Raw genomic sequence first — 19087 nt, 5'->3', positions numbered from 1 at the left:
GGGGATTAGCTGGGGAATCAATGGGTTGTGTTAGCGGAGGTTAGCGGGTTTTTGCCCGGGTTAGCGGGGTGAGTGTGGCAAATTTGTGGCATTTGCACGCGTTCATCGACACGCGGAAAACTCCAGCAATCGTATATTGGATCTAATGGCTCGCGCGCTGCGTCCGATATGATGTGTCCGGAGAATTGATCGGAGTCATGGCATGACCCGAACGGGCAAGGATGCTGCCTTATTACAGAGCGCGATTAGCCAAAAGCGGCCCGGTTTGCCATATAAATAGACGGGCCCCTTTTCATTTTTCATAACAAAGTATTGCTGTCTGTTCAGTGCCTTTAATGCTAACTCGTTGAGTCGCTTTGCGGCTCACACTAATAGTGGCAGCCCCAGCTCTCTTAGGAACATATTGTGGTTGTCCTGTGCTGCCTTGATGGTTTTTTCCAGTGTGATCAGTTGGGTATTTACGGCTTGTAGGTCAATATCTGCCTCTGCGTTCGCCGTGCTGATGTAGCGGGAAATATTCAGGTTGTAGCCGTTCTTTTCGATCTCCTTCATCTCCACCCTGCGCGCATAGCGGGACTCTGGCTCACGGGTCTGGTAGGTCTTGATGATCTTAGCGATGTTATCGTCCGTTAGCTGGTTCTGGCGCTTACCCTTGATGAAATGCTCAGCTGCGTTGATAAACAACACGTCGTCCGGTTGCTTGCACTTCTTGAGCACAAGAATGCACACAGGGATACCTGTTGAATAAAACAGATTGGATGGCAAGCCGATTACGGTGTCGATATGGCCGTCTTTTAGCAGCTTGGTGCGGATACGCTCCTCGGCACCTCCACGGAACAGCACGCCATGGGGCAGGATGATGGCCATCACACCATCGTCTTTCAAAAAATGAAAGCCGTGCAGCAGAAAGGCAAAGTCGGCAGCGGATTTCGGGGCCAGACCATGGTTTTTGAAGCGCACGTCGTCAGCCATGGCTTCTGTTGAGTCCCAGCGGTAGCTGAAGGGCGGGTTGGCGACAATGGCATCAAACACGGGTTTTTTAGCGGGGTTTAGCTCACGCAGAAAGTCCCAGTCGTTGCTCAAGGTATCACCGTGATAAATCTCGAACTCTGTGTCCTTCACCCCATGCAGTAGCATGTTCATGCGGGCCAAGTTGTAGGTGGTGATGTTTTTTTCCTGGCCATAAATCTTGCCAATACCATGTGGGCCCATGCGCTTGCGCACATTCAGCAGCAGCGAACCAGAGCCGCAGGCGAAGTCCAGTACGTTTTCCAGGCGTTTTTTGGGGCCGGTTTTCGGGTCTTGGCTGTCGAGGGTGACGATGGCGGAAAGAATGTCGGAAATCTGCTGAGGTGTGTAAAACTCGCCTGCCTTTTTGCCTGAGCCAGCTGCAAACTGGCCTATGAGGTATTCATAGGCATCGCCCAAAGCATCAATATCTGTGGAGAACTCTGCTAGGCCCTCAGCGATTTTCTGAATGATGGTGCAGAGCTTGGCGTTGCGGTCGGCATAAGTTCTGCCCAGTTTGTCTGAGCCGAGATTGATCTCGGAGAAGAGCCCCTGAAAGGTACTCTCAAATGATTCGTTTTCGATGTATTTGAAGCCTGCCTGCAATGTGCTGAGCAGCTCACCGTTCTGGGTGCGGGCCATGTTGGCGATGCTGTTCCAGAGATGTGCCGGCTCAATGACGTAATGCACTTTACGGCGCATCTGTTTCTCGAATGCCGGGATGTCAGCTTCGTTCTCTTCATACCAGACTTGCAGAGGGGTCGACGCCCCTGTTTTTTGCAAAACGTCAGTGGGCAACTCTGGATAGTCTTTCCCAAGCTCTTTCTTTGCCGCTATCTCATAGTTGTCTGACAGATACCGCAGGAAGAGGAAGGACAACATGTAGTCGCGAAAGTCGTCCGCATTCATCGCCCCGCGAAGTTGATCGGCTATGGTCCAAAGGGTTTGGCCAAGTTGTTTTCTATTGGTGTCGTTCATGTGGTGGCTTCGGTTGTGGGCGCTGGGATCGGTGCGGCAGCCGCTGTGGCTGGTTTCGCGTCCAATAAGTCAGGCAGGGCGAATTTAAATGTGGTGATGAAGTCTCTGAGAATGCGGCGGAACAGGTCTTTGTTGTCCTCGCCCATTTCGGTAGGCTCATGGATAGCGTATTTACCATGGCTCAAGAGGTTGAGTGCACGGTTGTAGAGTGCTGTGTCTTCTTCATTAGCAAGTGCTTTAAGACAGAACGAAATGTCCGCGTGTCCAAAGAACGAAGCCGTTTTTTCCATAATGCTGCGCAGCGCATTGAAGTGAAATGTGTAGAGTTTGCCGGAAACGGGGTCAGCGGCCGCTTTTAGTTCGGCGAGGGTCGCGACATGATGGAAAAACGGCGTGTCCTCGGTAGCTCGGAGGGAAAAGGCCCCCGCACCATTGGGGCGGTGTAGAAAGTAACGCTTGTGGGACACTTTTGGCTCCCCTTCTTTAGCTCTGCCGATCTCATTGCACATCACATTGAAAAAGAGTGCGTGGTGGGAGGAGAAAACCACCTTAATGGGAGCGGGAATGCCATTCGGGCCTGTGCGGCTCGCAACACGGCGCAGGAGCTTTGCGAGATCACAGGCCACAGCGATGGCATTGTTGTCATCTAGCGAGGAGATGGGATCATCGATGTATAGATATTTTTTCGACTGATAGGAAACGTGTCCATCAAGCATCCGCTCGCAAATGGCCATGAAGAGGCACCAAATGAAGATATTCTGCTCGCCTCGGGATATCTTGATGTCCTCCGCTTCGCCTTTGCGGAAAGTGACTTTCCATGTCCCGTAATCAATATCGAAGTCAAAATCAGCATAGCGGCTGAGGTAGCCCGCAATGGTCTCGTCGAGTGCAAGGTCTCTCAGGCCGTTGAAGAAAGTGGAGGCAGGGTTGAGCCGAAGGTGCCGGGCAGCATCGCCAACGAGATCATTTTCCCAAGTGAACAGATCCTCAGTGTAGGCATTGAAATAAAGGGTGTCTGCCGTGCCGTTATTCTTGCGTTTGCCCGCATCCTTGAACTCCATGGAGAGCCGAGTCTTGCCGGTGCGGTTGTAGGCGTAAAGAAGGACAAGCTCTGTGGGCTTCGTCGGGTTATTCAAGTCGTCGCGCAGCCGTGTCACCAGCGTGCGCAAACTTTGGTAAATGCGAATACCGCTCATGCCTCCACCTCCGCAGGGGCTGGGAAAAGCTGCTGCATTAGTCCTTTCTTGTGAGTCTTGAGGGTTTCGAGATTTTGGGTTTGTGCGGCGATAAGGTCGTCTAGGGTGGTGAGGCAGTCGGCGATGCGTTGTTGTTCAGGGACTGCAGGAACAGAAACTATTATCTCTTTCTTAAATGTGGTCGGATTGATGTTCGCCTGACTGATGCTCGGCTTGGCGAGTTTCTTAATTCGTGCCTGATACAGCGGAGTGTTCAGCATGAAGTTACAGAACGAAGGATCGATTCGCTTTTTGTTCAGACGATACGTGACGATATATGAGGCTGTTATGCACTCTGATTTGAGCCGGAAGAGCGAAATCTTTCCCACTAAGGCAGGGCTATTGGTTCTATTGAGCAGAATGTCTCCGTCCTCCAATCGGAAGGATTTGAACGAATTTGGATCCAGGTCGATATAGACTAAGTTTGTGAAATCTAGCCCGCCGTCGGACATGTTTCCCATGCGTAGGACTGGATACTTACCTGTCGGTGAGGTTGAACTCGATGTCCCGTAGAAAGACTTGACTACAAAGTCCTCAAATGGATGTGTATTCCACTCCCCGGCGTTTTGGAATTCTGGGAAACGACGGCGGGGTTGGGTTTCACCTTCTCGGGGGAAAAGCTCCTGCATCAGTCCTTTTTTATGGGTCTTGAGCGCATCTAGTTTCCGTTTTTGCGCGGCGATCAGATCGTCCGCCGAACTCAGACACTCGGCGATTCTTTGTTGTTCGGGGAGCGACGGAACGGAAATGAGAAGCTCTGAAAACTGCGCGTAGCTGATCATCTTGCCGTCGCGCAATCCTTCCAGATTCTTTGTGAGGATACGGATGAACCTCTCTGTCTTAAAGTAGTGCCTGAAGTATTCAGCGGCACCTTTATGGCGACTCCTGAGAATGACATAGGCCGGGCTACAGATGCCGTGATACCGCGAATACTCGATGCCACCTTGGAACGATCTGAGGCTGATAATAAAGTCACCGGCCCGAACGACTTTGTAGCTTTCGATGCTCTTCTCTGTGACCGAGACATGGTAGTCGATCAGGTTTCGAGGGATTGCCCCGTGCTCCTGGGTAATCGCGAGAACGGGAAGGCCAGGTTCCGGATTTCGCTCCTTGATTTGATCAAACAAGGCGTCACCAGCCTGTTCCATCCACGCCTCCGCCCCCCGAAACTCTGGAAATCGCAATTTCGGCACCAGCGCGGGTTTGCTGTCTTCCATTGCGCCGCGTGTTTTTGTATTACTGCTCATACGCACTAAGTCCTGAGATGTCGCGGCCTTGGGCGCGTTTGTTTAGGAGGGGGTGCAAGTCTTCCATAAGGGCAAGTTCGGCTTGGGTACGAGCTTTCCAGCCGAGATCTAGCGGGGCCATAAGGTCACTAAGCTGGTCGCCGTCGAAGATCCTGCGCTGCAGGATGCCATCTACAAAACCTTGCAATGCAGTTGGGTCCAGGTGATGTTTGCCCGCGATATCAGCGAGTTCGGCGGCGTCTTTTTGTTGTTTGAAGCGGGTATAGCCATCGCGGATAGCTGTTTCGCTGAGGCCTTCGCCGGCTTGGAGGGTGGTGATATAGGCCGCAATATCGTCGCGCTCGTTCATAAACTTGGCATCGGCCTGGATCAGTCCAATGAGCTGATCGCGACTCATCTTCTGCTTGCTGGGCTCTAGCTGTGAGAAGCGCGACATCAGCCCCACAATATAGTCGTAGTCAATTACGGCGGAGGCAAAAAGCACGAACTCGAAATCGAGCTGGTCCACTGCATCTGTTTTGCCATCTGCGTCTTTATCGTTCTTGTTTTGCTGGGCCTTGAGGCGCTGGGCCGTCTCCAGATATGCACCGCGAAAGCCGAGCTGGTTTTCCCTGGGTAGGATGTGCTCAATGGCGGCGGCGTTATCTTCAGTGAGGTCCGTGTATTGGTCTAGCTGGGTTTTGAGGCGCTGTACTTCCTTGAAGTGGCCGATAAAAGCGGCGCGGGCTTCGTCGCCTTTAAGGTTATGCACCGCCTCCGGTGCGCAGGCCAGACCTTGCGAACGCATAAAATCATCCAGCTTTTGTACAGCCGTTTGTAGTTTTTCAATAACTACGGGGGCCTTGTCGACTAGCCAGATTTCGCGGGCCTGTGGGCTGGACTTTTCACCAGAAAATAAGCGGATGGCCGCATCCACGGCCTCTTGCTGATGACGGAAGTCTAGGATGTTGCCAAACGGTTTTATCCCTGTAGGCCCCTTGTCGGGTGTCTGAACGCTACTGAGCACGCGATTGGTTCGAGAGAAGGCCTGGATTAAGCCGTGGTACTTGAGGTTTTTATCCACGTATAGCGTGTTCAGGTACTTGGAGTCGAAGCCGGTGAGCAACATGTCGACTACGATGGTGATGTCGACTTTCTGCGCATGCGGGTGGTCAGTATTGGGCCACTGTTGGTCTTTGATGCGCTTTTGTACGTCTTGGTAGTAGAGGTCGAACTCACTGATGCTGTGGTTGGTGCCGTAGCGGGTGTTGTAGTCCGCCAGGATGGCTTTGAGCGCCGCTTTTTTGCCTTCCGGGTCTTCTTCGTTGTCGTGCTTTTCTTGCGGCAGGTCTTCCTGAATCTGCTTTACGTCCGGATTCCCTTCGGCAGGCGGCGAGAACACGCAGACGATATTCAGTGGCTGGTAGTCAGCGTCGGCCAGTTTTTTAGCCTGCTGCAGCTCGGCAAACAGGCTGTGGTATTCGATGGCGTCATTGATGCTGGCCGTAGCCAAAATGGCATTGAAACGACGCTGGGCGGTGGCCATGTCGTGCTTCGCGAGGATGGCTTCGATCACCGCACGCTTGGCCAAGCGTTCTCCAGGTTTGGGTGTTTTTTTACCTTCTGTTTTGAAGTAGTCAATATGGAAACGCAGCACGTTGGCGTCTTCAATCGCATGGGTAATGGTGTAAGCGTGCAACTGTTTCTGAAATAGCTCATCTGTGGTTTGGTAAGAAGCCTGCTGGTCTTCCACCTTTACCCGTGAGGCGTTTTCTTCAAATATGGGCGTGCCAGTAAAGCCAAATAGCTGGGCTTTGGGGAAGAACTCTTTGATGGCTTTGTGGTTCTCGCCAAACTGGGAGCGGTGGCATTCATCGAAGATGAAAACAATGCGTTTGTCGCGCAACGGGGCCAACTGCTCTTTGTATGTAAGCTGGTCGCTCCGTTTGCGCTGTTTGTTACGTTTGCTATTTTCATCGAGGGCGAGGCCGAGCTTCTGGATGGTGGTGACGATTACTTTATCGGCGTAGTCCTCGGACAGCAGCCGGCGTACCAGCGCTGCGGTGTTGGTATTTTCTTCGACGCAGCCTTCCTGGAACTTGTTGAATTCCTCACGAGTCTGACGGTCGAGGTCTTTGCGGTCGACCACAAAGAGGCATTTCTCGATATCAGGGTTGTCCTTGAGCAACGTGGATGCCTTGAAGGACGTGAGTGTTTTACCGCTGCCGGTGGTGTGCCAGATATAGCCGTTGCCGCAGTTTTGCTGGATGCAGTCGACTATGGCTTTGACGGCATAGACCTGATACGGGCGCATTATCATGAGCTTCTGCTCGCTGGCTATCAGTACCATGTAACGGCTGAGCGTTTGGCCAAGCGTGCATTTGACGAGAAAGGTCTCGGCAAAGCTGTCGAGGTATGTAATTTTTTTGTTCGCCTCGTCAGCAAACTGATAGATGGGTAGGAAGCGCTCATCTGCGTTGAACGAGAAATGACGGGCGTTATTGTTGGCAAAGTAGTAGGTGTTGTCGCGGTTGCTGACGATGAACAACTGCAGAAAGCACAGCAAGGTTTTGGTGTACCCGTTGCCCGGGTCGTTTTTGTATTCGACGATCTGTTCCATGGCGCGGCGCGGATTGACGCCCAGCGTTTTCAGTTCCACTTGAACGCACGGCACGCCGTTGATGAGTATGAGCACATCGAAACGGTGGTGGCTGTTGTCGGTGTTGATGCGCAGCTGGTTGACCACCTCGAAGGTGTTTTTACACCAGTCTTTGATATTGACTAGGGTGTAGTTCAGCGGAGTGCCGTCTTCGCGGATGAACGCATTCCGCTCGCGCAGGGTACGCGCCGCCGCAAACACATCAGGGGTGACTATCTCGTCGAGGAGGCGGGCGAATTCGCCATCAGTGAGGCGAACCCGGTTGAGGGCCTCGAATTTCTCACGAAAGTTGCGCTCCATTGAGGTGCGGTCTGTGATATCTGGGCGGTAGCTGTATTTGAGCTCAATTAGCTTGTCGATAAAGCCTTGTTCGATTATTTGCTCACTCATTGATGATGCTCTGCAATCTCATATGGCCCGTAGTAAAACATGACTATTGTGAATCGCCACGTATTAGCTGGAAAAGGGCCTGCGTTCGTATTTCTTAGGATTAACTGAGCTGCGCAATACCCATCATATCTTTTGCGGTTGCCGCGATCGCTATCGATGGGACTCGCTGCGCTCAACACATCCTACGGGGCACGTTTAGCCCAAGTCCGCTCCGTCCAGACTCGCTCTATGCTGTGATGAGAATCCTTTGGCGCTCGGCCAGGGTTGTGCTGTCTTTTTCGTATCCGTCGTCGATCAGCCATGCCATGGGTATATCGCGACCCAGGCAGTGGTTAAGCACAGCTTCGTCGCGAGCGGCGACTGTCCATTCCTGGCCGATCTCTGCCAGTCATGTCCTGCAGGATATAAGCAGGATTGGATGCATGCATTACACATCGTTAAGGACTTGCTCGTACGTTTTGGAAAAACTTGAGAGATCAGTCTTAAGGACAAGACATAGATCGCGAAGCTGAACAATATCGAGCCTTCTGACTCCTCGCTCCACATCACTCATGAATGACTGCGGTCTACCTAGGGCGGCAGAGCACTGCGCTTGAGTCATTCCTGATTCGACGCGCATGCGTTTTAAAACTTGAAGAAAAATCTCATGCTCACGTCGATAGATAGCTTTAGTCATGGCCGCATATATGGAGGGGCAGTTTACTAAGCTATATCTGCTTTTAAGATATCTGAATTTCAGATATTTTGTTCCGAACGTTGGCGCGAGTAAAAGTGATGAGACAGATTTGGGAGCTATTCCGAGTGCTATGGATCGTTGGGAGTCTGCCGGTTGGTGCGTTGCTGCTGGTTGTGGTGGTTTTGTGCGGTTTCAACCTACCGTTTTTTTTGGGGTTTGCTAGCGGTGCTGATCCGGCCATTCGATGGTTGTTCTGGGCTCTGGCTATCTACTTCGTCGGAGGGGGATGGTTGTTTTGGCGTGTTAACCAACGCTATGCAGAGAAGCTGAAGCAACTGGTTGCAGGTTTCCAGAACGCAGGTTTTCAACCACAGCTAGAAGTATTCGCAAAGATTAACGATGCCTACCTGGGTATCGATGGTTCTGCACGCAGGCTGCTGGCCTATCCAGTAAAAGGCGCAGAGCATTTCTTTAGGTTCGATGAAATTAATTCTTGGCGGATCGTCCCGGTAGGGAAGCACAATCATCGGTTGGAGGTGCTGACCAGCAATCTTGATGTTCCTGTGTTCAGCCTCGTTTTGAGGCCGACAGAGGTACTCAATACTGAGGCTAGACTCGATACCTTGCTTGGTACCTAGTGGCGGCGCTGGACTACCGTTCCTGAGAGTCAGTTCATCATTCAGTAGGAGCGATCTATGAGCAATCCCGTCAGAAGCACTCCTGTGCTGACAGATATCATTCGACTGGAGCAGGCGAATGCGATGATGCGCTCGGCTAATCTGGCCCTTGCACGCGATGATGTCGCCACCCTTTCTGCTCTCGGATTCTCCGTTCAGCACATCGGAGAGCTTAAGAAAAAAGGTGGATTCCGCTCTTCCTCGATGGCACAAAACACAAGAATGATTACACGCCTTCGTAAGATGGGAGACTCGTATGCTCGGTAACAGCACGCCGTTATCTATCGCTGCCAATGTGTTGGCGCGTGCGACCCTTGAATCTGTTCTGCGTTCTCCGTCTTATCACGCCCGTGGCTGGCAAATACTTGATCGTTGGGCGTTTGACTGTCCAGAGCAGCTTCGTAAGCTGGAGGCGGACGGAGAGGTCATCTTGTTGGGAAGATTGTTGGAGCAACAGGAAATCGAGCATCAAGTGCTCAGCTCGACGGCAGGGTTGGAGCAGTGCAGTCATGGTCTAGCAGAGTACGAAGTCCTGGCACTGCATGAGATAAGGACAGAGCTGTAAGTCACCAAGGCGCCAACTGATTTACCTCAACACCCGATGCGCTTAATGGCCTCAGTTATCTCAACCAAGATATTTGCGTACTCCTTGGAAAGCGCGCCGTTGCCCTCTGTGAACAGATGCTTCTGAAGGCCGCCTAGGCGCCGCAGTTCATTGATTACGTGGGAGTCAATTTTGCTTCTGGTCTGTCGCTTCAATGCGGCGGCCAGCACGAACTGACCAACACTCATTCCGCTGTCGTGGGCTTTCTCGCGTACCAGTGCTTCTTCTTCCTCGAAACAACGAATTGCCGGCAGCCATCCTGTGCGTCGGCGTTGTTCGCTACTGCTCATGAGCTTTCCTTTTCCAGGTATTGGGGTCTCGGGGCTTGCCCTGAGTAGGGAAGGTAGGCAAGCAAAGGGAGTGTAACGACTGGTGCGCGCCGGTTGTGAGGCGCCAGGAACTGGCGGTATCACAAACCCTACCTTGTCCTAGTCTTTGCTTTCAGAATTTAGATGAGTTGTGCACTACCCAGTTACAGCCTGGATGCAAAAGGCGTAAGCATTGAGGGGACGCCTTGGGTACGAAAAAAAGGCGAATTTAAAACGATTACATAAGCAAAGAATGCATCATCCATCAGCGGCTGAGGATACGACGATTGGATGGCGAGAAAGACGCTAGAGCGAGAGCTAGGATTTACCGAATTGCCCCTGGCCTTGAGTGACTTTCTGATACAGAGGGAGGGTATAAACAGCATGCGTGCACGCTTGACGTTGATAAGCGTGAGACGATTTTGGGACGGTTGTGGTGATGCGGTGGCACAAAGGCTAAAGTGACGAATCTGAGGGAGCTATTTGGCACTAGCGTGTATATCTCAGGTAATTCTCTCAAGATACCTTGGAGATAGTTATGGAACAGTCCAGTGACTCCGAAAGTAGCCGAGATTATGGATCTGAAGCGCTCCAATCGTGAGCGGTTGATTCGTGCTATCCAGAACGCCTCATCCGAAGAGCTCGAGATTTCTGCTCAGCGCATCAAGGAAGTTCTGCTTGACTCTGTCAATCCAAGCCAGCGCCGACAGCGCATTGCCCCGCCAGCGTTCGCTAAGAGCAAATAGCTCCTCACATATCGAAAGATTTTTGCGAGAGTGACGGCATGCGGGTCGTCGTTTTCATTGCGGAGTTCGCACGTTTCACAGAGTAGTGCGAGGTCATTATCAATTAGTGATCAGGCTGGCTGCTACTGCCCAGGCTCTGCATGGGCGGTCGTAGGCAGCAGCTGTCTTTTGGATTCCACTCCACGATCATCAGACACAGACCACAAACATAATTTTTCAAACTCCGGATAACATGCGGCTTACCACATTTGGCCACGCTGGCAACCTTGCGAAGGGAATCCTGATGTCCGTTCCTACATACGACAAATTCATTGAGCCGATCTTGCGCTACCTGGCGGCGAATCCTGAAGGCGCGACAGCACGCGACGCGCATGAGGCTGCGGCCCAGGCTTTGAATTTATCTGAGCCACAGCTTCAAGAGCTGATTGCGAGTGGGCAAGCGACCTATAAGAACCGCGCTGGATGGGCTCACGACCGTCTCAAGCGCGCAGGGTTGTCCTCCAGCGCCAAACGAGGCTATTGGAGACTCACCGAAGCTGGCGCTGCTTATTCCACACAGCACCCGTCACCGCTCACGGCGGATCAGGTTGAACAACTCGCCATCGGCTTCATGGACGTGAAGCTTAGGAGCCCCACAGATGCCGTCCCGCTAGATGGGCTAGAGCAGGGTGCAGATACACCGATATCAGCAACTGTGAGCCCGGACGATCGGTTGGAACAGGCTCTACGTGAGCTACGTGATGCAACAGCAGCAGATCTACTGGATAACCTGCTACAAGTCAGCCCCAACCGCTTCGAAGTTATTGTGCTCGACGTGTTGCACAGTCTTGGCTACGGGGCTAGCCGAAACGATTTGCAGCGTGTTGGTGGTAGCGGAGATGGCGGAATTGACGGGGTAATCTCGCTTGATAAGCTCGGACTGGAAAAAGTCTATGTCCAAGCAAAGCGCTGGCAAGGCACTGTAGGCCGTCCTGAGTTGCAAGCGTTCTATGGAGCACTTGCAGGGCAAAAGGCCAAGCGAGGGGTATTTATCACTACGTCGGGTTTCACTGCCCAAGGCATCGACTTTGTCAGCTCAGTGGAAGGCATGGTGCTAGTGGATGGCATCCGACTGGTCAACCTGATGATGGACCACGAGGTTGGGGTAACGTCCCGGCTTCTAAAACTACCGAAACTGGATAGCGATTACTTCGACGAGGAATGAGGGTTTTGGACCTCGTCATAGTTCTCGGCACCGGGGGCAGGGCTAGTAAACGAGCACTGGACACTAGCGTTCCGATGATCAAAAAACCATTACCAATCGGACTCCAGCTCGGTGCTTAGGTGGATACCCATCACCTTTGCCTTGCGATATCTCAGCGGCTCCGCATTGATCTCCAGGGCAACAAGTCGACTTGCAGCGATGACTAAGCTGTTGAAGCGGTCATTGTGAACGGCGACATATGCGATGAGTTTTTTGCCAGTCGCCTGCATGGAACCGATGCAGCGAGGGACCGACTTGTCGCTTAGGAGTAATGGGTCAACGTATAGGTAGCATTCTAGGGCTGGGTATTTGAATGCTTCAGGGTATCGGACGGAGCCGTAAAGCTTGATCGCAGTATGCTCTGAATAATGGTGGCCGATTGGCCTGGTATCGGTCGGCGTGGCCATGCTGAACGACCAGGACATATCCCACCCCCATATCCGGGCTTGGAGGATTATTCGCTCAACGGTGGTACGACTCCGGTTAGCCATAGCATTCATCTTCCGCGTTTGAGCCGGCTGCGGACGATCCCTCGACTGCTCGTTAGGGGCTGAGTTTCGTCCGATATCCGATTAGTACTGATTAGGTTGAGATTAGTATTTAGAGGGGCACATGCTGCGGCCTTTGTGCTGTCAGGCCGACAGGCACTATTGGCTGTGGATAGCCTACCTTTTGGAACGGGCTACGCTACCCGCTGCAACGGCAAGCGTTACCTCCTAGAACGGTATTCTCTACCCGCTAGGACGGCACGCATCATTTTTGTTTTTTCCACCCTCGAGAGATGTCGGCACTGTGTCAGGCTTTCCTGTCTTTGGACGTGTACCAAATCGCCTCGAATGGCGTACTCGAATGATTTGCCGTGTTTGTTGTAGGCATCGCTCAAAGCGTCGAACGCGCGACATAACGTTTGGCTAAACTTCCAGATTTCGCGGGCCTCGCTTCCACAGAGCTGGTGCAGTGTGCTTACTTTAAGTCCGTAAGCTTTTGCATGGCTCGAATAAAATCCATGAAGCCATTGGGCAAGTGGTTGGCCATCCAATGCAGACCGAATACTCCAGTCGATGTAACTGAAGCCAGATTTGGAGAACAATGCGTTTAGCCTGGCGTCAAGAATTACTACGTATTCCAAGCTATTCTCGTCCTTATAGAAGTCTTTGATCAGGCTACCGGTATAGGAAATATCACCCAGCACGACCTCAACGGTGCACGTGGCCAATCGCAGCAAGCGATCGTGCAGCAGCTTCCTATTCTTACCCGTGTCGGTCTTTTTCATGAGTTTAAGCACGCCGTAAGCCTTGTAGCGAAGCTCCTGGCCTAGCATTTGCCGTCGAGAGAGGTGCAACACGCTTAGCCATACGGAAAGGTCAATCTGGTCGAGACGCGTTCCTGTATAAGAAATTTGCACGCCCCCGATAGAGTTAATCACCACCATTTTTAGATCAGTTCGACTGCCCTTCCTTACTGCTCCGAAAAGCGCCGACCGCAAGAACGCATTCGGTACGCCGCGAACCTCATCCGGCCATGTTCTCAGCGTTGGGGTTGTAATCGCAGGCTTTGGCTTGAGCTGCGCCTTGTCAGCCGCTCTGGCTCGAGCTTCAAGTTTGGCGAGTTGTGCAAGACGCCTGCTCCCTGAATTCGTGATGTCATTCGTATGGAGCTCTGGCGGCATTAGCGGCTCGTTTATAAACGAAGTGACCACTGCTTAATCTTGAATGGAGGTAGTTGTGCGAGTGCTCATTTTCTAGCCTCTACTTGCTCTTTTTTTGTAGGGCGGCCAACTCGATTTCCTGGCGTAGTTTTTAACACTGACTTGACTGGCGAATCCGAAGTGCATTCGGGCCCATGGCGCATCCACTGGCGAAGATCGCCGAGACGCCAGCGTAGCCGCGATAGTCCCGGAAGGGGATCAAGCCCCGGCAATTTGCGCTGACGCACGGTTAACACGCTGAATCCTGTTAGCGCCGCGACCTCGGCTACGCCTATCAGCACGTCATCTGAAAGCTTCTGGATTTTTTGAATGGTTTCGTAATCGACGCTCATCGCTACTGTCGCTCGGTTGCTATGGAGTACGTGCAGCTTTCGCCAATTGAGGACCGATCAACTAGGACACCTTTTTGACAGATGCGGCTATTAGCCAAAGAATGGGTACATGCAGCCATCATCCTTTGAGTCCGATATCAATCCTGAAGAAGTCTTTCAGCTCGTTTTCCGTGAGATTGAAAGTCATCAGGGAGCGGGCCGGAAAAACTTTGTTGTCCGTGTTCCGGTGGATCTGGTGGAGTACCTGTCGTCCGGGATATTGCAGAAGTCGGGTATGTCGAAGGTCGCGCTTGAGCGATTGCTTACGGACCTCGGGATTTACGGTTTCAAGGACGCAGATGGGCGGATTCTGCGGCGGTATCTGAGTGGCCAAGCGCGCATGGCTTGGGATACCTACCAGCGACTGTTGTTTTGGGCTTTATCGAAGGCGTGGGTCAGCGATTGGGTTTTTCGCGACTTGCTGTTGAGAACGTATCTGCGGGAGGCGGCTCAGCTCAGTGCGCGCAATATTCTGAACACCCTCAAGCGCCGGCTATCGATCTCGGACTTAACCCGTGAGCAGGTTATCGAGTGTTTCAACGAGGTCTATCTGCTCAAGCAGCGGGAACGCGAGGAGACGGCGCTAAACCGTGTTCGAACGGATTCAGAAACCAGAGAGCTGGCTCGCTCCCTGGGGCTTGAGATTATCGACTGACCATCAAGCTAGCTTCGCCGCGAGTTCCTCTGCGGTGATGTTGTAGTAACGCTTCAACATGTTCACCTCACGATGTCCCGTCACGCTGGCAAGCTCGATTAGGTTTGGCAGCTTGGTCGCAAGCCGGCAGGTGGCCTCATGGCGTAGGTCGTGGAAACGCAGGTTGAGCAGAAAGTCTTCCTGGGGCGTTACCAGGGCGCGTTCGCAATCTCCTAAGTATTTCGTCCTTGCTCGCTCCAAACCGCGTGTGAAGGCCTTCTTGAGGGCGTCTGCAGTGGTGGGGAAGACTCTGCCGCAAAGTGAGCGCGGCAAATCCTTTAGCAGCTGAATAGCTCTCGGGGAGAGTGGAACAGTTCTTGGTAGCCCGTTCTTGGTCGCTGGAAGATGTGCGGTTTTACGATCCAGATTCACATGCTTCCAGCGCAACTCGAATATCTCGCCACGGCGCATGGCGGTCTCAATTGCGAGTTGGACGATGGGCCGTATCCAGGGATTGTGAGAGGCATCGGCGTAGGTCCCATCAGCACGACGCTCTCGAAGCTCCAAGGCTCTGAGAACGTATTGCTCCTCAATCGGGTCCAGCCGCCGTGAGCGTTCGTCGTTATAGCTGGGACGGCTAACCATCCTGACCGGGTTCTCGGCAAGATGAATTCCCCATTCCCGACGAGCGACCTCAATCACGCACTGAAACAAAGCCAGCTCACGTTTGACCGTATTGCCCTTGCGGATCTTCAGGCGCTCATCACGATAACGAGCAAAATCGGAAGAGGTGAGGGTGGCAACTATGCGCGTAGCCAGCGGATGACGCTTGAGCGCTTCCAGGCGTTTGATTTCCGAATACGCACCTTTATGCTTCGGAGCGATCTCGGAGATATAGCGATCAATGAGTCGATGAAAGGCGGTGCGTTCAGCCTCGACACGAGAGACAAAAATGCCTCGGTCGATTTCGCTTTCGATCATGCGCGCCCAGGCTTGGGCATCTGCTTTGGTTTCGAAGGTTTTTCTTTGAGCTGGATAGCCCTTACGACGGATTTGCGCTTCCCACTGATACTCGCCGCGATTCCTGATTGTTGCCATTTCGACCATTCCCGCCACGTTCAAGTGTGGCAAATTTGTGGCAAAAACGACTTTCAGGACTAGGACAGGTTTCTGTCAGGAGCGCTATCCCCTTGGAATACAAGGGAAAGAAGATGGTGCACCCGGCGGGATTCGAACCCACGACCCCTGCCTTCGGAGGGCAGTACTCTATCCAGCTGAGCTACGGATGCAGTGCGGGCGACATCATACCTATGTCGACTCGAAGCGTCCACGCCGGCTTGCATCCCTTTTCCACCGCCCGGCGCAATCCCCGGAAACCCGGGCCGTAGTGGCAGTTTTTCCCGCTGCATCGGCCGGTCGGCCCAGCGCAACCTGCAGCCATATCCGTGCAGTCACGGGGCACAGGGAGGTGCGGGAAATGAACTGTTTGATGCAAGAGGGCCTGCCGACAGCGTTGGCGGATCATCTGTTCGAGGCCAGCTGGAAGGCGGTGCTGCCCGGGTTGCAGCGCCGCGCCCGGCAATTGGCGCGGGGTAACGCCGATGGCGCCCAGGAGTGGCTGGCGGCCACGGCGATCAAGGCGCTGCTGTTCTTTCGCCGTTCGCCGGAGCGGATTCGCGATCCCCAGGGTTTTCTGTTCCTGGTGCTCGATCATGTGTTTGTCGACAGCTGTCGGCGGCGGGCGCGGGAGCAGCGTCTGTTCGTGGATTTCGCCGATTTCGAGGACGACCCGCTGCAGCAGCTGGAGGCGCCGCAGATGTCGGTGCTGGAGCAGGTGGAACTGCTGGAAACCCTGGCCCTGCTCAGTCGGCGGGTGGCGCAATTGCCCTTTAAAAAACGCCGCTTGTTTGAACTGAAGTTTGTCGACGATCTGCCCTACCCGAACATCGCCGCCGAGCTGGGAATGAACCAGCCCCTGGCGCGCAAGCACGTGCAATTGTTGCGCGAGGCCCTGCGTTGAGGGTGTGGCAGGATTCACAGCGGGTGCGCCGGGACGTTCTTGTTCAGTGAGCCTGTTTTCGACGCTGTAGCCGGTGCCGCCGCCTTCTGCGGTGGGCCATTCCATCTAAGGAGAGATGTATGCCCGATCCAATGGTCAACTCGCAGATCACCGATGCCGTGACCCAGACCAACGTCAAGGTGGTGGCCGAAGCCCCGGCCCAGGCCATCGCCTCGTTGTATCAGGTGGCCAGCCACTCGGCGGGCCTGTCGTTGCAGAACGCGGTCAACAGCCAGCAGGCGCTGAACCAGATCTCTAACGCGGTGGTGTCCAAGGCCGTGGCGTTGATCATGGCGATCGGCGAATAGGGCTGATCGCCCAGGAGAATCGTCATGGCATGGTTCAAGAAGAAAACCCCACCCGCAGCCGCGGCCGATGACACTGCGAGCGCGGCGGCCGGCCCCAGTCCGGGTGCGGAAACGGCCGAGCCGCAGGCGGCGCCCAGCGAGCCCACGTCGCCCGGCACCGATGCGGCGGCCGAGTCTGCGCCATCACCGCCGTCCGCCGCCGCGCGGCCTTCGGTGATGGAGACGATGAACGCCCATTTGCTCAAGCAGGCCGGCAGCCCCAGCACCGACAGCACTGATGCGCTCAACAGCCAGATCGTCCAGGCGGTGCAGTTCACCAATGCCCAGACGTTCAGCTATGCCCCGGCGCAGATCGCTGCCGCGCCGGACATGATGATCAGCCAGGCCGCCGGTCTGGTGGCGCAGTCGGCGGCGGGGTATTTCGACGGGGTCAGCAAGCTGGCCCTGGCGGCCCAGGCGGTGCTGCTCAAGCAGATGACCGAGAACATCGTCAAAGAGAACGTCAAGGGCGCCGCCGAGGATGCCCTGGGCGTGCTGGCCACCGACCTGATGGTCGGTGCGGCCGCTGCTGTGGCGGCTGCGGCGGGGGCGATGGAAGCGGAGGCAGCCGGCATGGCCATCGACAAGATCGACGCCAGCATCGCCAAGTACAGCGCCACTCTGGCCAATCGATCGTCGTCTTCCTGAGTCCGACCCTCGGGCGCGCAAGGCGCTCGGGGCCGTCGTGCAAGAGGCGCCGGCGTTCGCCGGCCGCTCTGTTCACCCCAGGCGTTGAAGTTCGACGGACCCGGTGCCCAGCCCTTCAACGCCATTCATCAACAAGGAGCATGCAATGGCGAATGAAGAGCAAACCCCGATGGCGACGATACTTCTCTTTGCCGAGAAGTATCTGAATCGTCCATTGACCCAGGTCGAGCGCCAGGTGCTGGAGGCGTTTGTCCAAAACAAGCCGCTGGACATGTCCAAGTCCGCGCAACAGAGCGTTGATCAGGCGCGGCAGCGGGCCGTCGAGCTGATAGAGGCCGATGAGCAGCGCACGCGCAAGATCATCGAGCAGTTGTCGGGTGTCGGCGTCGATCGGGCCGATCCCCAGGCGCGCGAACTGGTGCTGCGTCAACTGCAGGCGGTGGCCGAGAGCCAGGCCGCAGCCGCCACTGCTGCGCCGAGTGCCGTATCGGAACCGGCAGCAGCGCCGAGTTCGGACAAGGCCGCGGCCGCCACACCCACTCCCGCCCTGGCCCCTGCCGACGATCCAGCCCTCAAGGCAACGATCAGCGCCCTGGTGCAGCAGGAGGTGAAAGCCGCCGTCGAGGCGCGCATGGCCGAGTTGTCGCAGAAGGTCGAGGACACCCTCAAGCAGGTGCTCGCCGCTGCGGGGCAATAAGCCCCCCCTGAAATAAGCCGAGGGTCCCAGGCCTGGCAGTTCACAGCAAAACGGCTGCCACGTTCACTCAAAGACACGGAATGCTCCGTGTACTAACAAAGGAAGTTGAGCCATGCCACTTGTAAACGAACAAATCACCGATGCCGTCACCCAGACCAACGTCAAAGTCGTCGCCGAAGCGCCGGCCATGGCGATGGGCACCATCTACCAATCCATGGCCCAGGCCACCGCGATCCTGTTCCAGAACTCGGTCTCGGCGCAGCAGCAGCAAAACACCCTGGCCCAGGCCGCGACCAACCAGGGCGTGATGCAGATCTACAGCGTCGACACCACCGCCGGCGCCGCCGCCACCGAGAAGGTTGCCCAGGGCGGGGTCTCCGACAACCTCACCAGCCTGCTGACGGTGCTCAAGTCCTTCCAGAGCTGAGTGGCTGAGCGCCTGATTTCCCGTTGAACTTTCCTGCTGAAAAAATGGAGTTTTTATGAGCACAGTCAGTCCGCAAATCACCGATGCCGTGACCCAGACCAACGTCAAGGTCGTTGCCGAAGCACCGGCCATGGCGATGGGCACCGTCTACCAGTCCATGGGCCAGTCCGTGGCCATCCTGTTCCAGAACTCGGTGTCGGCCCAGCAGCAGCAAAACACCCTGGCCCAGGCGGCCACCAACCAGGGCGTGATGCAGATCTACAGCGTCGACACCACCGCCGGAGCGGCAGCCACCGAGAAAGTCGCCCAGGGCGGCGTGGCCGACAACCTCACCAGCCTGTTGACGGTGCTCAAGTCGTTCAGTAGCTGATCCTTTCCCTGGCGTCACGCCAACGCCCCCGCGGTCTGCAGGCCCCGGGGGCGTTGTCTTTTCGGCGGTTGCGAGT

Annotated in this window: 22 protein-coding genes, 1 tRNA gene and 1 pseudogene; 12 read left to right on the top strand and 12 right to left on the bottom strand. The window is 54.7% G+C overall.

Annotated features, from left to right (window positions below):
* Positions 1–363: 363 nt before the first annotated feature.
* The 6 genes and pseudogenes from J5M73_RS11420 to J5M73_RS11400 all read right to left on the bottom strand — a co-directional run bounded on the left by J5M73_RS11420 (position 364) and on the right by J5M73_RS11400 (position 8172).
* Positions 364–1986 (bottom strand): type I restriction-modification system subunit M, encoded by a 1623-nt coding sequence (locus J5M73_RS11420; RefSeq protein WP_207815687.1) that lies wholly within the window; start codon positions 1984–1986, stop codon positions 364–366.
* Positions 1983–3182 carry an anticodon nuclease gene (locus tag J5M73_RS11415; RefSeq protein ID WP_207815686.1) on the bottom strand — a complete coding sequence of 400 codons (1200 nt, stop codon included), beginning with the start codon at positions 3180–3182 and terminating at the stop codon, positions 1983–1985. The genes J5M73_RS11420 and J5M73_RS11415 overlap by 4 nt, the downstream gene beginning before the upstream one ends.
* The gene (locus J5M73_RS11410) at positions 3179–4468 is read right to left on the bottom strand and encodes a restriction endonuclease subunit S (protein ID WP_207815685.1); all 1290 of its coding nucleotides are present in this window, start codon (positions 4466–4468) and stop codon (positions 3179–3181) included. Before J5M73_RS11410 ends, J5M73_RS11415 begins: the two co-directional genes overlap by 4 nt.
* A complete protein-coding gene (locus J5M73_RS11405) occupies positions 4458–7496 on the bottom strand; it encodes a type I restriction endonuclease subunit R (protein ID WP_207815684.1) in 3039 nt (1012 codons plus the stop codon). Before J5M73_RS11405 ends, J5M73_RS11410 begins: the two co-directional genes overlap by 11 nt.
* Positions 7497–7722: 226 nt before the next feature.
* Positions 7723–7857: pseudogene (locus tag J5M73_RS32165) on the bottom strand (histone deacetylase); the annotation flags it as partial.
* Between the two features lie 66 nt (positions 7858–7923).
* The gene (locus tag J5M73_RS11400; RefSeq protein ID WP_207815683.1) at positions 7924–8172 is read right to left on the bottom strand and encodes a helix-turn-helix transcriptional regulator; all 249 of its coding nucleotides are present in this window, start codon (positions 8170–8172) and stop codon (positions 7924–7926) included.
* A 125-nt stretch (positions 8173–8297) separates the two neighbouring features.
* On the opposite strand from J5M73_RS11400, the gene J5M73_RS11395 reads away from it, so the two are divergent.
* The 3 genes from J5M73_RS11395 to J5M73_RS11385 are packed head-to-tail and all read left to right on the top strand — an operon-like array spanning position 8298 to position 9414.
* Positions 8298–8810, top strand: a complete 513-nt coding sequence (locus J5M73_RS11395) for a hypothetical protein (RefSeq protein ID WP_347709952.1) — start codon at positions 8298–8300, stop codon at positions 8808–8810.
* A 57-nt stretch (positions 8811–8867) separates the two neighbouring features.
* Entirely contained in the window at positions 8868–9116 is a 249-nt protein-coding gene (locus J5M73_RS11390) for a hypothetical protein (protein ID WP_207815680.1), read from the top strand.
* Positions 9106–9414: a hypothetical protein gene (locus tag J5M73_RS11385; protein WP_207815671.1), complete on the top strand. Its 309-nt coding sequence runs from the start codon at positions 9106–9108 to the stop codon at positions 9412–9414. The genes J5M73_RS11390 and J5M73_RS11385 overlap by 11 nt, the downstream gene beginning before the upstream one ends.
* Before the next feature lie 26 nt (positions 9415–9440).
* Here the strand turns inward: J5M73_RS11385 and mobA are convergent, their stop codons facing one another.
* Positions 9441–9743, bottom strand: a complete 303-nt coding sequence (mobA, locus tag J5M73_RS11380) for a plasmid mobilization protein MobA (protein WP_207815669.1) — start codon at positions 9741–9743, stop codon at positions 9441–9443.
* 569 nt (positions 9744–10312) lie between these two features.
* Between mobA and J5M73_RS11375 the strand changes: the two genes are divergently transcribed.
* On the top strand, positions 10313–10507 hold the full coding sequence (locus J5M73_RS11375; RefSeq protein WP_207815667.1) for a hypothetical protein: 195 nt from the start codon (positions 10313–10315) through the stop codon (positions 10505–10507).
* Positions 10508–10790: 283 nt separating this feature from the next.
* Positions 10791–11711: a restriction endonuclease gene (locus J5M73_RS11370; protein ID WP_207815665.1), complete on the top strand. Its 921-nt coding sequence runs from the start codon at positions 10791–10793 to the stop codon at positions 11709–11711.
* 89 nt (positions 11712–11800) lie between these two features.
* Here the strand turns inward: J5M73_RS11370 and J5M73_RS11365 are convergent, their stop codons facing one another.
* The 3 genes from J5M73_RS11365 to J5M73_RS11355 form a co-directional block, all read right to left on the bottom strand.
* The gene (locus J5M73_RS11365; RefSeq protein ID WP_243433761.1) at positions 11801–12175 is read right to left on the bottom strand and encodes a hypothetical protein; all 375 of its coding nucleotides are present in this window, start codon (positions 12173–12175) and stop codon (positions 11801–11803) included.
* Between the two features lie 284 nt (positions 12176–12459).
* Positions 12460–13419 carry a plasmid replication initiator TrfA gene (gene trfA / locus J5M73_RS11360; RefSeq protein WP_207815661.1) on the bottom strand — a complete coding sequence of 320 codons (960 nt, stop codon included), beginning with the start codon at positions 13417–13419 and terminating at the stop codon, positions 12460–12462.
* A 65-nt stretch (positions 13420–13484) separates the two neighbouring features.
* Complete coding sequence (locus tag J5M73_RS11355; RefSeq protein ID WP_207815659.1) at positions 13485–13790, bottom strand: hypothetical protein; 306 nt, start codon at positions 13788–13790, stop codon at positions 13485–13487.
* A gap of 109 nt (positions 13791–13899) precedes the next feature.
* On the opposite strand from J5M73_RS11355, the gene J5M73_RS11350 reads away from it, so the two are divergent.
* Positions 13900–14484, top strand: coding sequence for a hypothetical protein (locus J5M73_RS11350; protein WP_207815657.1), 585 nt, complete (start codon positions 13900–13902; stop codon positions 14482–14484).
* A gap of 3 nt (positions 14485–14487) precedes the next feature.
* Here the strand turns inward: J5M73_RS11350 and J5M73_RS11345 are convergent, their stop codons facing one another.
* A complete protein-coding gene (locus J5M73_RS11345; RefSeq protein WP_243433760.1) occupies positions 14488–15570 on the bottom strand; it encodes a site-specific integrase in 1083 nt (360 codons plus the stop codon).
* A 105-nt stretch (positions 15571–15675) separates the two neighbouring features.
* A tRNA-Arg gene (locus J5M73_RS11340) sits at positions 15676–15752 on the bottom strand.
* A 188-nt stretch (positions 15753–15940) separates the two neighbouring features.
* On the opposite strand from J5M73_RS11340, the gene J5M73_RS11335 reads away from it, so the two are divergent.
* The 6 genes from J5M73_RS11335 to J5M73_RS11310 all read left to right on the top strand — a co-directional run bounded on the left by J5M73_RS11335 (position 15941) and on the right by J5M73_RS11310 (position 19011).
* Positions 15941–16483 (top strand): sigma-70 family RNA polymerase sigma factor, encoded by a 543-nt coding sequence (locus J5M73_RS11335; RefSeq protein ID WP_162884103.1) that lies wholly within the window; start codon positions 15941–15943, stop codon positions 16481–16483.
* 119 nt (positions 16484–16602) lie between these two features.
* Positions 16603–16830 carry a RebB family R body protein gene (locus tag J5M73_RS11330; protein WP_011058560.1) on the top strand — a complete coding sequence of 76 codons (228 nt, stop codon included), beginning with the start codon at positions 16603–16605 and terminating at the stop codon, positions 16828–16830.
* A gap of 24 nt (positions 16831–16854) precedes the next feature.
* On the top strand, positions 16855–17517 hold the full coding sequence (locus J5M73_RS11325) for a hypothetical protein (protein WP_102862576.1): 663 nt from the start codon (positions 16855–16857) through the stop codon (positions 17515–17517).
* 169 nt (positions 17518–17686) lie between these two features.
* Complete coding sequence (locus J5M73_RS11320; protein ID WP_243433759.1) at positions 17687–18214, top strand: hypothetical protein; 528 nt, start codon at positions 17687–17689, stop codon at positions 18212–18214.
* Between the two features lie 112 nt (positions 18215–18326).
* Positions 18327–18641 (top strand): RebB family R body protein, encoded by a 315-nt coding sequence (locus J5M73_RS11315; RefSeq protein WP_011058563.1) that lies wholly within the window; start codon positions 18327–18329, stop codon positions 18639–18641.
* Between the two features lie 55 nt (positions 18642–18696).
* Positions 18697–19011: a RebB family R body protein gene (locus J5M73_RS11310; protein WP_102862578.1), complete on the top strand. Its 315-nt coding sequence runs from the start codon at positions 18697–18699 to the stop codon at positions 19009–19011.
* Positions 19012–19087: the final 76 nt, after the last annotated feature.

Origin of the sequence: Pseudomonas sp. 50_B (genome assembly GCF_017491625.1) — a bacterium.
GTDB lineage: Bacteria > Pseudomonadota > Gammaproteobacteria > Pseudomonadales > Pseudomonadaceae > Aquipseudomonas > Aquipseudomonas danubii.
The sequence above is the reverse complement of the archived record's forward strand: the minus strand, read 5'-3'. Positions and strand labels throughout refer to the sequence as shown.